11 protein-coding genes are annotated in these 16,203 nt (G+C 37.9%); 10 read left to right on the top strand and 1 reads right to left on the bottom strand.

Annotation, left to right across the window (positions count from 1 at the left end):
• Positions 1-611 precede the first annotated feature (611 nt).
• From CVD27_RS11770 to CVD27_RS11815, 9 genes are all read left to right on the top strand, one after another.
• Positions 612-1,649, top strand: a complete 1,038-nt coding sequence (locus CVD27_RS11770) for a CgeB family protein (protein ID WP_101648105.1) — start codon at positions 612-614, stop codon at positions 1,647-1,649.
• A 23-nt stretch (positions 1,650-1,672) separates the two neighbouring features.
• Positions 1,673-2,542 carry a glucose-1-phosphate thymidylyltransferase RfbA gene (gene rfbA / locus CVD27_RS11775; RefSeq protein ID WP_101648106.1) on the top strand — a complete coding sequence of 290 codons (870 nt, stop codon included), beginning with the start codon at positions 1,673-1,675 and terminating at the stop codon, positions 2,540-2,542.
• 27 nt (positions 2,543-2,569) lie between these two features.
• A complete protein-coding gene (gene rfbC, locus CVD27_RS11780; RefSeq protein ID WP_101648107.1) occupies positions 2,570-3,115 on the top strand; it encodes a dTDP-4-dehydrorhamnose 3,5-epimerase in 546 nt (181 codons plus the stop codon).
• A gap of 15 nt (positions 3,116-3,130) precedes the next feature.
• A complete protein-coding gene (gene rfbB, locus CVD27_RS11785; RefSeq protein ID WP_101648108.1) occupies positions 3,131-4,144 on the top strand; it encodes a dTDP-glucose 4,6-dehydratase in 1,014 nt (337 codons plus the stop codon).
• A complete protein-coding gene (gene rfbD, locus CVD27_RS11790) occupies positions 4,141-4,986 on the top strand; it encodes a dTDP-4-dehydrorhamnose reductase (RefSeq protein ID WP_101648109.1) in 846 nt (281 codons plus the stop codon). Before rfbB ends, rfbD begins: the two co-directional genes overlap by 4 nt.
• A 235-nt stretch (positions 4,987-5,221) precedes the next feature.
• The gene (locus CVD27_RS11795) at positions 5,222-9,301 is read left to right on the top strand and encodes a PA14 domain-containing protein (RefSeq protein WP_101648110.1); all 4,080 of its coding nucleotides are present in this window, start codon (positions 5,222-5,224) and stop codon (positions 9,299-9,301) included.
• A gap of 1,236 nt (positions 9,302-10,537) precedes the next feature.
• The gene (locus CVD27_RS11805) at positions 10,538-10,891 is read left to right on the top strand and encodes a hypothetical protein (RefSeq protein ID WP_101648111.1); all 354 of its coding nucleotides are present in this window, start codon (positions 10,538-10,540) and stop codon (positions 10,889-10,891) included.
• Positions 10,892-10,920: 29 nt separating this feature from the next.
• Positions 10,921-12,288, top strand: coding sequence for an O-antigen ligase family protein (locus CVD27_RS11810; protein WP_101648112.1), 1,368 nt, complete (start codon positions 10,921-10,923; stop codon positions 12,286-12,288).
• Positions 12,289-12,301: 13 nt separating this feature from the next.
• Positions 12,302-13,273, top strand: a complete 972-nt coding sequence (locus CVD27_RS11815; RefSeq protein ID WP_101648113.1) for a hypothetical protein — start codon at positions 12,302-12,304, stop codon at positions 13,271-13,273.
• 355 nt (positions 13,274-13,628) lie between these two features.
• Here CVD27_RS11815 and CVD27_RS11820 read toward each other — a convergent pair whose 3' ends face one another.
• A complete protein-coding gene (locus CVD27_RS11820; protein WP_101648114.1) occupies positions 13,629-15,065 on the bottom strand; it encodes a flippase in 1,437 nt (478 codons plus the stop codon).
• A gap of 284 nt (positions 15,066-15,349) precedes the next feature.
• On the opposite strand from CVD27_RS11820, the gene CVD27_RS11825 reads away from it, so the two are divergent.
• Positions 15,350-16,159, top strand: coding sequence for a glycosyltransferase family 2 protein (locus CVD27_RS11825; RefSeq protein ID WP_257984340.1), 810 nt, complete (start codon positions 15,350-15,352; stop codon positions 16,157-16,159).
• Positions 16,160-16,203: the final 44 nt, after the last annotated feature.

Raw genomic sequence — 16,203 nt, forward strand, 5'->3', positions numbered from 1 at the left:
CAATAAATAATAAAAACATGTGTCAATTCAATATTTAATTGGGTATCTTTTTGGTATTTGTTCTGAAGACCACTAGAATAAGAAATAAAAATAAACCTTGCCTAACGTAAGATTTTTTAGACTTAATGATTCATTTCCACATCATTCTACAAATAGTTTGAATCATTAAAACAGACTCTCTTTACTGAGACTGCCAAAATATAAAATAGATTACAACACATTTAGCAAGGTAATAGTGTGTACCATCTTAGATTGACTTGCCTCCCTGTTGATTGGAGTGGAGGGCACTCGACTCCTGCGGGATATAGAGGTCACTGGAGACCCCGCAGGCGCCCAAGCGCCGAGGAGGCTCCAGGACCTCCCCGCGGAAAGCGAGTGCCCGGAACGGAAATCAACAGGCCTGTTAGCAGAGACAATTAATTAATCAGTAATTTAGATCTAGACAAAATTAAAAATTGCCAAGAAAAATACCCTTTCTCGACAACCTGGTAATGTTATAACATTATTTCCTTTTTAGTTTATATTGTTATAATATAAAAAGGAATTTTAGTTCATGTAACTGACGTGATAAAAATACAATTGAGAACTGAGCGATCAAAAAGGAGTTTTCTATGGATAAAAGGGTGTTAATCGTAGGACCGAATTATTTTGGCTACAATGAGAGTGTGGAATATGCTTTCAAAGAATTAGGGTGGGCCACAGAAATTATTGATTACTACGATGCTTTTCCTAAAAATATTAAAAACTTTTTATATTACAGTTTATCTCCAAGGCTAAAAATCGATTATTTTTACCAAGCCTATAAGCGGCAAATCAACGAGTCCATCCTATCATTTGTCAAAACGAAAAAGCCAGATTTAGTTCTTTTTATTAAAGGAAGCTATCTGGAGGAAAATACGTTAAGAGAAATAAACAAAGAAACCAAAACCGTTTTGTGGATGATGGATTCCGTATTCCGCTTTCAAAATACATATAAACTAATCAGAAATTTCGATTACCGATTCATGTTTGAAGAAACAGATGTAGCAAAATTAGCAGAAGAAAATGTGGAATCTTACTTTTTGCCAATGGCTGCAGACAGTAATAATTACTATCCCATTCCTACCGATCAGAAGGACATTGATGTCTTGTTTGTAGGAAAATTATATCCAAATAGACTGGAGTTATTTGATAGGCTGGTTAAGAGGTTTCCAAAGCTCAATATCAAAATATATGGGAAATATACTTCACTTAAAAAACCAGACTCTTTCTTAAAATACCATTTTTCTGGAATAAATAAATATTATACCAATGAATTTGTCACTCCGAAGGAATTAAACACTCTTTACTCACAGTCTAAAATAGCCTTAAATATTCATCATTCCCAATCACAAGCAGGGTGCAATCCCAGGGTGTTTGAAATCCTTGCAGCCAAAACCTTTCAATTGGTTGATGAAATTCCTTATATTAAGGACCATTTTAAGGGAAAAGATATGCTGGAGACCTATGAGACAGAGCAAGAATTATTTGATAAGATTGAGTATTACTTAAACAATTCTGCTGAAAGAGAAAGAATTGCAGAAAAAGGGTATCACCACATCATTGAGAATCACACGTTTTTAAAACGAGTGGAATTCATTTTACATGTCATGGATTCTAACAAAAAATAATCTGAAATAGAGGTGTAGTTAGCTTGAAGGGAATTATTTTAGCCGGCGGCAGTGGAACAAGGCTTTATCCACTTACGAGGTCCATTTCAAAACAGTTATTGCCGATATATGACAAACCCATGATCTATTATCCTCTTTCTGTGTTAATGCTGGCAGGGATAAAAGAGATTCTCATCATATCCACCCCAGTAGATACGCCAAGATTTGAACAATTGTTAGGGAATGGAGCGGACTTAGGCATTAGCATTAGCTATGCGGTACAGCATTCACCTGATGGACTTGCGCAGGCATTTATCATTGGGGAAGACTTCATTGGGGATGATAATGTAGCTCTAGTTTTAGGAGATAATATATTTTATGGTCACGGATTTACCCAACTGCTCGAAAATGCGGCCTCCAGAGAAAAAGGAGCGACTGTTTTTGGGTATAATGTAAAGGACCCAGAACGATTTGGAGTAGTAGAATTTGATAAGCAGGGAAAGGCCATCTCTATTGAAGAGAAGCCGAAGGTTCCGAAATCTTCTTATGCGGTGACCGGTTTGTATTTTTATGATAATCGGGTGGTTGAAATTGCGAAAGGGATCAAACCTTCTGAACGAGGGGAGCTAGAAATTACCTCTGTCAATGAAGCGTATTTGAAGATGGGAGATCTCCATGTAGAGTTATTGGGCCGAGGGTTTGCCTGGCTGGATACAGGTACACACGAATCCCTTCTCGAGGCCTCTACGTTTATTGAAACGATTGAACGCCGGCAAAGTCTGAAGGTGGCTTGTTTGGAGGAGATTGCCTTCCGCAAGGGATATATTACACGTGAGCAGCTCATCTCTTTGGCAGAGCCGCTTAGTAAAAATGAATATGGTCAATATCTGCTACGATTAGCAGATCGAATCTAGAGAAAATAGAGTAAGCGGGTGACAGGAATGAAATTAATCAAGACAAAATTTGCAGATGCCTTTTTAATTGAACCGAACGTCTTTGGTGATCATCGTGGTTTTTTTATGGAGAGCTATAATGAAGAGATTTTTAGAAAAAACGATATAAATATTACTTTTATTCAAGATAACCATTCATTATCCCAACCAGCTGGTACGCTAAGAGGGCTGCATTATCAGTTGAACCCAAAAGCACAAACAAAGTTGGTTCGTGCGACAAGAGGAGCCATTTATGATGTCATTGTCGATATCAGAAAAAATTCTCCTACCTATGGAGTTTGGCAGGGATTTATTCTAACGGATGCCAATAAGCGACAGCTTCTCGTGCCTAAAGGATTTGCGCATGGCTTTTGCACACTGGTTGAAAATACAGAAGTTCAATATAAAGTGGACGAGTATTACTCTCCTGAAAACGATCGGGGAATTCTTTGGAATGACCCAAGCTTAGGAATCGATTGGCCGGTTTCGAATCCGGTATTATCTGAAAAGGATACCAAACATCCATTATTAAAGGATGCAGAAAACAACTTTTAGCTAGGAGTGAATGAAGTGAACCTTTTTGTAACAGGCGGGGCAGGATTTATTGGAAGTAATTTTGTTCGATACATGGTAAAACAATATCCGAATTATAAAATTGTCAATTATGATTTACTTACATATGCCGGTAATTTAGAAAACCTTCGCGATATAGAGAATTCACCCAATTACACCTTTGTAAAGGGCAATATTGGGAACCAAGAGCTTGTGGATTTCATCGTAAAAGAGCATAAAATTGATGTCATCGTCAATTTTGCTGCGGAGTCCCATGTGGACAGGAGTATTAGTGAACCAGATGTTTTTGTAAAAACCAACATGTTGGGAACACAAGTATTATTAGATGTAGCTAGAGAAAATAAGATTACAAAATATGTGCAAATATCAACTGATGAAGTGTATGGCTCCTTAGGGGAAACTGGCTACTTTACAGAAGAAACTCCGATCTCTCCGAATAGCCCCTATTCTGCCAGCAAAGCAGCAGGAGATTTAATGGTAAAAGCCTATCATGAGACATATGGCTTAAATGTTAATATTACTAGATGTTCGAATAATTATGGTCCATACCATTTTCCTGAAAAGCTGATTCCACTAATGGTGACAAACGCGATTGAGGGTAAAGAACTTCCTATTTACGGTGATGGAAAAAATATTCGTGATTGGCTTCATGTGGAGGACCATTGCTCAGCCATTGATTTAGTCGTTCATAAAGGTGAGCCTGGAGAAGTGTATAATATTGGCGGACACAATGAAAGAACCAATAATGAAATTGTTCATTTAATTGTCGAAAAACTAGGTGTATCCAAGGATTTAATCAAATATGTGGAAGACCGGCTTGGACATGACCGCCGTTATGCCATTGATCCTACTAAAATCATGACTCAACTAGGCTGGAAACCAAAGTATACCTTTGATACAGGAATTGTTGAAACCATTCAATGGTACTTGGATAACAAAACCTGGTGGAAAAATATCAAATCAGGTGATTATAAACATTATTATGAAGAGCAGTACGGTGTGAACAAATGAAAGTAATCGTTACAGGGGCCAAGGGTCAATTAGGAACGGATGTTGTTCATTTGTTTAAGGATTTACCGGATTTTGATGTTTATGGGTTTGGAAGAGAGGATCTGGATATTACAAATTTAGACCAAGTTCAAAGGGTATTTGCTGAAATTAATCCAGATATCGTCATTCATGCAGCGGCCTATACCAAAGTAGACTTGGCAGAGAGTGATACGGATGCAGCTTATAAAGTCAATGCCATTGGATCACGTAACATTGCCATGGCAGCGGAAAAAGCAGAAGCCAAATTGGTTTATGTGAGTACGGATTATGTATTTAATGGAGAAGCGACTTCACCGCTAAACGAATTTGAACCGACAAGTCCGGTCAGTGTGTATGGGAAATCTAAGTTAGCTGGCGAACAATTTGTTCGTGACTTTCATACAAGATACTTTATTGTTCGTACCTCTTGGGTATACGGGGTCCATGGACAAAATTTTGTGAAAACAATGCTCAAACTTGCCCAAGAAAAAGAGGAGCTTCAAGTCGTTCATGATCAAATTGGCAGCCCAACTTATTCCTGGGATTTAGCCAATCAAATTGCAGCGATTGTTTCTACAACAAACTATGGAACATACCATGTATCCAATTCCGGAGTTTGCTCCTGGTTTGAATTTGCCCAGGCCATTTTTGAAGAAGCTGGAATCAAGATGAATGTTCACCCATGTACAACGGAAGATTTCCCGAGACCTGCTCCTCGGCCAAAATATTCCGTGCTTGATCATATGGGGTTACGATTAAATGGATTTAAGGATATGAGACATTGGCGAGATGCCTTAAAGGATTTTCTAGCGGAATTAAAATAATAGACCAAGAAAACTGTCGAAATTTCATTCGACAGTTTTTTATTATTTTTGGAAATTCTCTAGTAATATATTATTATTTTTGAGACATCTTTGTAAAATTATAGTAAAAAATGCAATAAAACATGAGAATAGGGTTAAAATTGTCGAAAGTCTGTGTTAATATTAAACTCGAGAAAAATATTCTACTATTTTTATACAATTGTAGATTCATAGATATAAAGGGGTGAAAGTAAGTTTGCAGTTCAAAAACTTAATATTAGGAGTTGGAGCTGGACTTCTATCGACCATTATTTTAGCTAGCGAAACCCATGCAGCAGGACAAACCTCCCATTATACACAAAATGGAGGGGAAGTCCATTATAATTGGGGCTCAGGCGGACCCAATGGTTTAAAGGATAACTTCACTGCAACATTTAATCAAAGTAAATCCCTTACTGCAGGAGATTATTTTATCCAGACGCTGGCAGATGATGGAGTTCGGGTAGAAGCGGATGGCAATCGGTTAATCGATCGATATGGTTATGCGAATGGCCGAATGGATCAAGCCTTATGGCTCGGTGTTACAGGCGGCAATCATACAATCAAAGCCGATTATATCGAGTATTTAAATGGAGCGGCCGTATTTTCGGATGTGGCTAAGCTGGATTCTTGGGTAGCGTACTACTATCCTAACGATCAACTAAAAGGAATGCCAACTAAAGCCAAGGTCATAACTCCAATGGGAACTTTGAAAAAACTTTACGAAGACAGCGGCACAAGCAGTCCTGTAAGCGGGATCCCTATAGATCACTTCTCGGCTCGATACACATCAGCAAAGAGATTGCCTGCAGGAGATTATCTGCTAAGAATAAAAGCAGATGATGGGGTAAGAGTCTATATGGATGGTAAGCTCGTCCTAGATCGATGGAAAGAAGGAGCCTATCAGGAGCAGGCCATAAAAATTCCAATCACTGATCGAAATGTATCGAACCCAGCGGAAAAAAATATCCATTGGTTTGAAGTTCAATACAGGGATGATATCTGGTCGAGTTACGTGAACTTTTTCGTTGAACCCTTCAATACAGCCTTAGGGGATACTTGGTTAGCAGAATACTATCCTACTAGGAACTTGCAGGGGACACCTATTGTCGTGGGCGGAGTCAATTCTTCGAATAAAATCTCGCAGCTCAACTTCGATTGGCAAAAAGGGTCACCGAGTCCCTATATTCCGGCGGACAATTTTTCAGCTAGATATACGAAAAAGGCCAGCTTCAAGGAAGGTACTTACTCCTTTAACGTTAATTCTGATGATGGCGTAAGAGTAAAGGTTGATGGAAAAACCGTTCTGGATTCATGGAAAGACGGTATTTCAGCTAAAGAGGCAATGGTTTATTTAACCGCTGGAGTTCATACGGTCGTGGTTGAGTATTATGAATATGCTGGACCAGCCAAACTATCCTTTACTTATACTCCTTTTCGCCAACTATCCCTTCCTGGGACCACAGTCCATTATAATTGGGGGGAAAGCGGCCCGTCTGGATTAAAGGATCGCTTTACAGCTGCCTTTAACCAAACCCAAGTACTAAATAGTGGAAACTATTTTGTGCAGACATTGGCAGATGATGGGGTCAGGGTGGATGTAGATGGAAAGAGGCTTATTGATCGTTGGGGACAGGCGACTGGGAAATTTGACCAAGCCTTATGGATGAATGTTACCGCAGGACAACATATAATCAAAACCAATTATTTGGAATACGTCAAAGGTGCAGGCATCTTCTCTGACATCGTCCCATTTGATTCGTGGTTAGCTTATTATTATCCAAATACAAGCTTAAGTGGATTCCCGACTGCAGCAAAGGTCCTAAAACCGACGGACAGTCTGAAAAAGCTATCAGAAAATAGCGGGCAGGGGACGCCAGCAAATGGCATTCCTGTTGACCATTTTTCAGCTCGGTATACCACGGCTAAAAAAATAGCAGCCGGCGACTATGTTTTACGGACAAAGGCTGATGATGGAGTCAGGGTTTATATTGATGGTCAATTAGTGCTAGACCGTTGGGAAAAAGGCGCGTACAAGGGGGAAGCTGTTAAAGTCTCTATTTCTGACCGCCAAGTCTCTAACCCGATTGAGAAAAATGTCCATTGGATGGAAGTACAGTATCGGGAAGACACCTGGACAAGTTCTCTTGAGACCTACTTGGAACCATTTGAATCAGCTTTAGATGATGCCGGCTGGCTAGGTGAATATTATTCAAATGGCAAGTTCCAAGGAACTCCGATTGTGATTGGCGGGAAAAATGCGAGTGAAAAAATTCCTCAGCTAAATTTCAATTGGGGAACAGCTGCCCCTAATCCATCGATTCCTAAGGACTACTTTTCAGCCCGTTATACAAGAAAACTCAACACAACCGCTGGGACCTATGTGTTTCAAGCAAATGCTGATGATTATGTCAAAGTATGGGTAGATGGTCAAAAGATTATCGATGGTACAAGAGAACTTTTGAAAAATGGAATCTATCTGACTAGCGGCAGCCATAAGGTCGTAGTAGAATACCAGGAAGATACGGCAGGGGCCTTTCTTAACCTAAACTATGAAAAGATTAGCAGTGCTAATGTATTCTATCAATATAATGGAGATATTCATTATAATTGGGGATCAGGAAGTCCGCGTAATGGTATTCCTGCAGATAACTTCCAAGCGTTATTTGAACAAACAAACTATTATAATGCCGGAGATTATTTTGTTCAAAGCCATGCCGATGATGGGATTCGGGTACAAGCTGATGATAAATTACTAGTGGACCGCTGGACAGCGGCTAGTGGCAAACTCGATCGGGCCCTATGGCTGGGAGTAACTGCTGGTAAACATACGATTAAAACTTCCTATTATGATAGTCTTAATGATGCAGCGATTTTTTCAGATGTCGTTCCATTTGGAAGCTGGCTCGCTTATTACTATTCAAATAAGGATGTAACGGGTCTGCCAACGGCAGCTCAAGTAATAAATGCTGATACAAAAACAACTGTATTAAATGTAGATAATCAGATGGGAAATCCTGCACCAGGTATCTCTTCCGATAATTTTTCAGCTCGATATACGACGGCCAAACGAATCACTGCCGGTAAATATATTTTAAAGACAAAAGCAGATGATGGTCTTCGAGTCTATATTGATGGGAAGTTAGTTGTGGATCGCTGGACGACAGGCGCGTATGCTGATGATTCAATGACGATTTCGATCGCGGACCTTGACAATACGGCTCAAAAGGATATTCACTGGATTGAAATTCAATACAGAGAAGATACATCAACAAGTTCATTTCAATTTGATTTAAGTCCGATTCCAACAACTGCTCAATATGTAACAGCAGTGAAGTTACCTGTTTATCGAAGCTTTAGTGAACTTAGTGATTATACGAAGCATTTAACCTACTATAATCCGTCTTATACCCGTTACCTTGAGTTATCATATGGCGATATTGTGTTCCTACTTGATGAGACAGCCTATGCTGCTCAAATTAAAACGGTTGACGGTACCATTGGCTGGGTTCAAAAAGACTATCTGGATCAAGAGCCGCAAAAGGATCCATGGTACGTGAAGGATGCAAGAACCATAAGATCGGGCCCTGGAACAAATTACGGAAGTATGGGTTCAGTGGGAAGTGGATCAAAAGTGTTCCTCTTAGATTATCTTAAAACTTCTGGCACCTATGCTGAATGGTATAAAATCCAAACCTCTACAGGGATGACTGGATGGATATGGGGTGCTTTAAATCCTGGAGATAATCAGGGGTACGATCTCATAAGATATGAATTTGATAAGCTTGGGACAATAACCAATCAGTTAACAGTCTTTACTCCGCTTAATACAAAGGCGAATGTGACAGCTGATCAAATCAATCGATTTATTAACTATAAAACCAATGGAAAAACAACTATGATGACTAATATGGGTGCTGCCTATTTAGAGGCCCAAGCAAAAAGCGGGCTAAATGCGATCTATTTACTTGCTCATTCAGCCTTGGAAACAGGCTGGGGTAACTCTGGTATTTCGCAAACAAAATATAATTTTTATGGCATTGGCGCGATAGATAGTCAGCCCGCACAAGGTGCTTATACCTATGATACACCTCAAGGCGGAATCATAGCTGGGGCCATTTGGATTAGTAAAAACTATGTGTTTAGGGATCAGTATATGTCAAACTATGCTTATCCTCAGCCAACGGTTGATAACATGAGGAATGACAACAGCTGGCACCAATATTCTACAGATGAAGCGTGGGCTCCAAAGATCGGGTACACTGCGAACGAATTTTACAATTTTATTAATAACTAAACATAAGAAGACTGCCATGATGGCAGTCTTCTTTCAGATTGTGGAGAAAAGGGTATTTTTCTCACAATTTTTTATTTTGTCTAAATCTAAATTAACCATTTTTTATTAATATTTGTCTCTGCTAATGGGCCTGTTGATTTCCACTCCGGGCACTCGCTTTCCGCGGGGAGGCCGGGAGCCTCCTCGGCGTTTTGCGCCTGCGGGGTCTCCCGTGACCTCTCTATCCCGCAGGAGTCGAGTGCCCTCCGTTCCAATCAACAGGGAGGCAAGTTAACTTAAGTATTGCACACATCTTTACTAACCTTGCTAAGTGTGTTGCAATATTTTTTTAAATCAATGTTGACGGTTCCAAGTAATCGTAGAAGATGTGGAAATGGATCATGGAGTTTTAAGTCATTTTTGTTTCTCTTTCTAGTTGTCTTTTAGAACTAATTATCATAAAGATACTCTATAAACAACAGCTTAAAAAGATGAAAGGATCAGTTGGGTGGCTATTATCATCAAAGAAGAAACCAAAAATCAATATATTTGTCAATCTAGCATAGAAGGTGGTTTTTCCGAACTAATCTATCAATAGAAACAAATTCATATTGATTGGCTGGGTTTTTTAGCCTAAGCATGAAATTCACTACTTATTTTTATTATTTATTGTAAGTGTTTGTCTTTTATTGAATACACTTGTTGATTGGAGCGGAAGGCGCGAAGACTCCTGCGGGAGTACGGGGCAGGGGAGACCCCGCAGGAGCGAATGCGACGAGGAGGCTCACCGGCACGCCCGCGAACCGCTCGCGCCTGGAGCGCAAATCAACAAACTGTTGAACAGCCTTTTTATTAATAATATTATAACAAATTAATGCGGTGAATTATTAAAGAAAATAAGTCGAATAAAAGGCTATCAAAAGTTTTTCGACAGCCAAAGAAGACTGCCAACATGGCAGTCTTCTTTGTATTATTAACTTTACTCAACGAAATAATAAGGTAAGATATTTCACTTATTCCCATATGAATTGGGCGAAAATGGGAACTACTAAGAATATCTGAGGATTTATATTTAGATAACGTAAATATTATGGAGAAATTTATCAAAATTTGTTAAGCTTGATTTTGGGTATTTAAAAGGGAATCGAGCTCAAAAAGGAAAAAGACCATCTGATTCTTGGTTCTTTAGGGTATACATAAATCTTTGGAACCCCAATTTATTTTGTTTATATTTGAAGGGATAAAAGGAGTACGACAATGAAAAAAATGTTTTTTTTTCTCGGGTTAAGTGCAATCTTGATTTTGTCAGCATGCGGTAGAGAACCTTTAAAGTCTAGAAATTTAATTGAAGCTGACCAATACATACGAAATAACATAAATGATATGAGCTGGTCACAATTTCAACTTCTTTTAAATCCAACGAATCATGTTTCTGAAAAAGATTTTAAAGTCCTTAAAAAAATCATTTCCTCAAACAATCGAACGTCTTATGTTGAGGTGGATCATCTGTTATATCGTTTTAATGATAAGCAGAAATTAATGTATATGACGGAATGGGCCAAGAGGGGTTCTGTATTTTACTTAAAAGATATTAAGTATGTCAATCGATAATCCGAGTTATTTCAAAAAGGAGCTTTTTCATGGGAAACAACAGTATTTTTGATCGTCGCGAGACTTTCTTTCAGACAGGCATCATTTGGGTCTTTGGGATCTATTTATTTTTCATCCAACTCACAACATCCTATCCGTTTATTCATATGTTACCTATTCCAACTCCTGCCTTACTATCAATTGGAATAAGTTTCCTTATTCTTGTTTATTATTTTTATTTAGTGAAAGGGAAGGGACAAACATCAGAGTATTCTTATCGGTCTCTAAAGAAGTTTGTTTTTCTTTTCATTCTTGCGATTGTCTTATCTATTTTTTCAGCCATCTATACATTGAATGTCATCAAAAGTGTAGAATATGTTTCATATATAAAAGGATCCATGTTAACAAGAACCATTTATTACGCAACCTTTTTAATTATGCTTTATTACGGATATAAAATTTTCTCTCTTATGGAGGAAAGAAGGATCGTAAACTTAATCAAAGTTTATCCTTTGTCCATTTTCTTATTAGTTCTAGTGGGGATATGGCAGCTTTTATATTTCTCCCTTGATATTCCGTTTCTTGATATAACAACACGCTCTTATATCCATAGTGTAACGGGGACAAGCTTTTTCAATTTCCGTTTAACCTCTTTTGCGGATGAACCAAGCTATCTAGGACCTTTCCTAATCGATATGCTCATCCTGGGTTATTTAGCCTTTAAGAAAAAGTGGATATATGTCGTATTATTGGTTATTCCAACCATGGTAGTCTTGATTTTCTCTTTTTCCGTCAGCGGTTATTTTAATTTAATGTTATTGGCAGGCTTTCTATTTCTCTATCTGATCTTTCATCCGAAGGTTCCTAAAAAATATTTGTGGGCCGTCGTCATTCTTGCTGTCATCGTCCTTGTAGGAGCGATCCTGCTAAAACCTGGGCTTTTTGAGAAGTTTTTCAGTCCAATTCTAGGAAGAATGCAAAACCTGTTTAATCCGCAGTCATCAAGTAGAATTTATATGTATATCATGCCGTTTTATTGGTTATTCGATCATTCTTGGATTTCAGCTATATTTGGGTATGGTCCGGGCTCTTATGAATTTTTACATTTCACTAAGATTCTACCCAATAAGGTAAGCCTTGCAACATCATCAAATAATATGTATATTGATCTATTTTTTGAAAATGGAATTGCTGGTGTTTGTATTGTTATTTTTGCGCTATTAAGTATCTTGTTTGTCTTACTGAAAAATGGCAGAAAAAATCAATATTACTTTATCGCGCTTATTGAATTTGTACATTTGCTTGTGACATCCTCCTATCGTGCTGATTTTGTAACGCCAAGATATTGGGCTGTTATTTTAATTGTATTTTTACTTATGAGGCTTGGAGAAGGAAAAGAAAAAGAAAAACAGCAGTAATGGAGTGGAAAACTTGAAATTAAAAAGCATGTCATTAATCGTCATTTGTATGTCCATCTTTTTATCTGCATGCAGTATAAAATTGAAGACCAAAGAAGTGGAAAGTGCTAAGTACACTTCCATTGGAAATGAATTGTCCGTGTTCGGCTTTGGTATTGGTGAGAATATCCATAATATTGAAGATATCATTCAAACACCTGTAGAGAAAAAGGGAGCTCTCTATGCATTTCCGGACGAAAAGCTTACTGTCTATGTAGATCATCAAATATCTCAATATATCATAACAACGAATCCAAAGTTTCGATTATCAAAAAAAATCACCATTGGTACAACTAAGGAACGGGTTCTATCTAAGTTAAAAGACATTGGTGTATACGAATATAAACCAAAAGATCAACAGATGTCCTTTCTCTTTTTTCAAATGAACGATCAGAAAGTGGCTCTTGGCGTAACCAATGATAAAGTGGAAAAAATAATGATCGGAAATAAATTAGTTCCGTTTGAACAGATGGTAACCAATATTCCAGTGGAGGAAGACCAAGTTCAAGACGCAGATGATCAATTTATTGCCCAGTCCAATCTATTAACATTCTCAGTGAATTTTACGAAGAATAATCATAAAGTGCTTTCCACTAAATTTTTAGATTTTGCAAAAATGGGATTATTGGAGGGTGTGCCGGCTCCAATCGGTATGGATAAGAATGATTTACTATATAAGTATGGTCAACCTAACTTTGTATTTAAAGGAAAGGGAAAGGTTGATGTGTACTATTACTATAAACGTTTTAATTCATACATGGGCTTTACTAAAGAAAATAAGATCGTGGAATTACGATTGCCAGTGGATGTTTCTTATCAGGAGTTGAAAGAGAGAGGGATTCCTGTTGGAGAAAAAGTTACCTATGGGGACTATACTTTACAGGTAGCTGGCAGTAATAATCTGGCAGATGAAATATCAATAAGTAAAAAAGGGTTAGCCGACTAGGCCAACCCTTTTTTTATTTTGTCTAAATCTAAATTAAAATTACGGATTATTTATTAATTGATTGTCTCTGCAAAAAGGCCTGTTGATTGCAGCGAAGGAAGCTAGCTTTCCGCGGGGAGGTCCTGGAGCCTCCTCGGTGCTTCGCACCTGCGGGAGTACGGGGCTGGGGAGACCCCGCAGGCGCTAAAGCGCCGAGGAGGCTTCCTGGCACGCCCGCGAACCGCTCGCGCCTGGAGCGCAAATCAACAGACTTATTCAAAGCCCTAAATTTAAATATTTTAAAAAATTAAAGCGCTGATTAATAAAGAGAGATAGTAAAGTAAAAAGGCTATCGAAAGTTTCGACAGCCTTTTCTTTATTCCATAACTTCTTTTTGTTTTTTTGAACGAATTTTTGAAAGAATTCTTTTATCGATTTCGCTTCTAAGTTCTTTATCAATGAGCGGCATGAGAATCACAAAAATTAGGTCAAGTAAAATACTGGAAACGAGCGGATGGATGTGATTTCCTAATAGAAAGTAAATGCCAGCAATGATGGCAAAGGATAAGACGACCTTGCCGCTTCCTTGGGTCATTAATTTGATTCCATTGTGATGGAAAATCATAAATGCCACAAACATAATCACCTCACTGGTTAGCGCTGCAAGAGCCCCGCCAGTGCTTCCTAAATGAGAGCTAAATACGTAATAAAGAATCGCCCCAACGATTAAGGTAGAAGTTTGAATGATCATTCGGTATTTTTGCTTTCCTGTGGTAGTTAACGCATCTGCCATAGGATAATTAAAGGACTGTAAGATGATCTGTAAAGAAAGAATAGATAAAGGCAATGCCGCTCTTCCCCACTTTTCACCAAATAAAAAGTCGATCCACCATTCACTGTAAAATAAAAACGGGATGGCCATGGCCACACCAAGAAAGCTCATGACTTTCATTTCTTTTATATTTAAATTTAAATGGCTTTCAAATTCCTTATTGTTCCCCATCCTAAATAAAACGGGATAAAACGCAGCTGCTACCACACTTGGTATCTGGTAAGCTAATGAAGGAATTCGATAGGCTGCTGAAAAGAGCCCCGCTTCTTTTAACGTCGAAGACTTTTCTATGATAATTGGACCAATTTGCGGTAATAACAAGATGGTCAGCCCGGTTAAGGTAAAACTCCAAATATCTTCTAGGATTCCTTTGTCCCATCCCTTAAAAATATTCACGTGTTTAATGACAATTCCGAACGAGATTAATCCAGCGATGACACTTGCTAGACCATAGATTGGTGCTATAAAGGTTAATGGCCATCGAAATACCATTCCTAGGATTAGAGCAGCCGCTGTAGTCAAACTTGCGATCGTCCTAATTAATGCCGTAAAATGCATCTTCTCTATCAATTGATAATAGGCGGCACCCATTAATTGCAGAGCAGAACCGATAATGCTTGGAATTAATACAAGGTAATGGATGTAGACGATATATTGATCATCATAAAGTATATTGACAATCACTAGCGAGATGATAATAGTTAAGATAGAGAAAATAATCCTTACCTTAAAAAAACTGCTCATGAGAACTGGTATAGAAGCATTTTCCTTCGTTCCTTCGCGGATGAGTGTGTTGGTTAAACCCATATCTGTAAAATAACCAGCGACAGAAGCAAATGCCAATGAAATACTTAATATACCATAGTCTTCGGTTCCTAAATGCCGGGCAACCAAAATAGTCGAAGCAGCACTTAAAAACCTTACTAAGACATTTCCGAAAAATAAATAAACTGCATTACTAGCAATGCTGTTTTTTTTCAAGTTTTACACCTACTTTGTCTAATTGTAAGAGGACATATTAAAGAATACCTCAATTATGGTGAAAGGTAAACTCTGTAGAGCATTAGAAAATAGTACTGATTCTTAAATTCCATGTCCGTGTTACTAACAATTCTAGTTAGAAACTTTCCCTTCTTATTATTCTTTTCATTTCCATGACAAATTGATGATCGAAGTTTCAATTATTTATATGTTTTTGATATAATTCATCAATGGGATAGAAACAGAAGGTAATTTTCTGCACCCTAAAAGAAGGGGGAAATGAATTGAAATTCAGCATTGTCATACCAACACTTGGAACTAGAAGTCCTGAATTTGTCAGATTATTAAATAGCATTCATGAACAAACCTATACAAATTTAGAGGTTATCGTTTTATCACAGGATCATCATGACATCGTATCACAGGATATCGAGACATTTAATGAATCTTTGAACATACAGCATATTCAATTAAATAAAAAGGGACTATCCTATTCAAGAAACCAGGCCATCCCTTATATTACTGGTGATATTGTTACATTTTCGGATGATGATTGCTGGTATCCGCAAAATGCTTTTGAAACAGTAAAGGTTGCTGCTGAAAATCATCCGCAGACTGATGTCGTGTGTTTTCAAATATTCGATCCAGAGCAAAACGCCTATTATAAAAACTACCCAGGTCAGCCGATCGAGAAGTTAAATATGCGTCAAGTATTGCAGCGATCATCCATTGAAATCTTTATTAACTTAAATAAGATAAATAAAAATGAATTGTTGTTTAATGAATATTTTGGTTTAGGAGCTAAATATCCAAGCGGTGAAGAAAATATCATGCTGTCAAACCTATTTCAAAAAGGCTATCATTTAGGGTTTTTTAATCAAATTGTGGTCTATCATGCCAAGCCTTCACAGCAATCAAGACTAAATTTAAAGTCTTTCATGAGTAAGGGCCCCTTATTCAAACAAATTTTTGGGGCAGGGACAGGTTTGATCATGCTGACAGCCTTATTTTTAAAAAAGTTTTCCCATTTGGAAAGGCCATTTCCGTTTTATTTTGCAGCAATAAAGGAAATGTTTGCTTACCAAAAGCAGTAGGATACCGGAATTTTATTGAATCTAACACAAGAAAGGAGAGAGGC

Source organism: Neobacillus cucumis, assembly GCF_002860255.1.
Lineage (GTDB): Bacteria > Bacillota > Bacilli > Bacillales > Cytobacillaceae > Neobacillus > Neobacillus cucumis_A.

Coding starts and splice junctions, on each gene's coding strand:
- CVD27_RS11770 (WP_101648105.1), top strand. CDS start 612: ATGGATAAAAGGGTGTTAATCGTAGGACCGAATTATTTTGGCTACAAT.
- rfbC (WP_101648107.1), top strand. CDS start 2,570: ATGAAATTAATCAAGACAAAATTTGCAGATGCCTTTTTAATTGAACCG.
- rfbD (WP_101648109.1), top strand. CDS start 4,141: ATGAAAGTAATCGTTACAGGGGCCAAGGGTCAATTAGGAACGGATGTT.
- CVD27_RS11810 (WP_101648112.1), top strand. CDS start 10,921: ATGGGAAACAACAGTATTTTTGATCGTCGCGAGACTTTCTTTCAGACA.
- CVD27_RS11805 (WP_101648111.1), top strand. CDS start 10,538: ATGAAAAAAATGTTTTTTTTTCTCGGGTTAAGTGCAATCTTGATTTTG.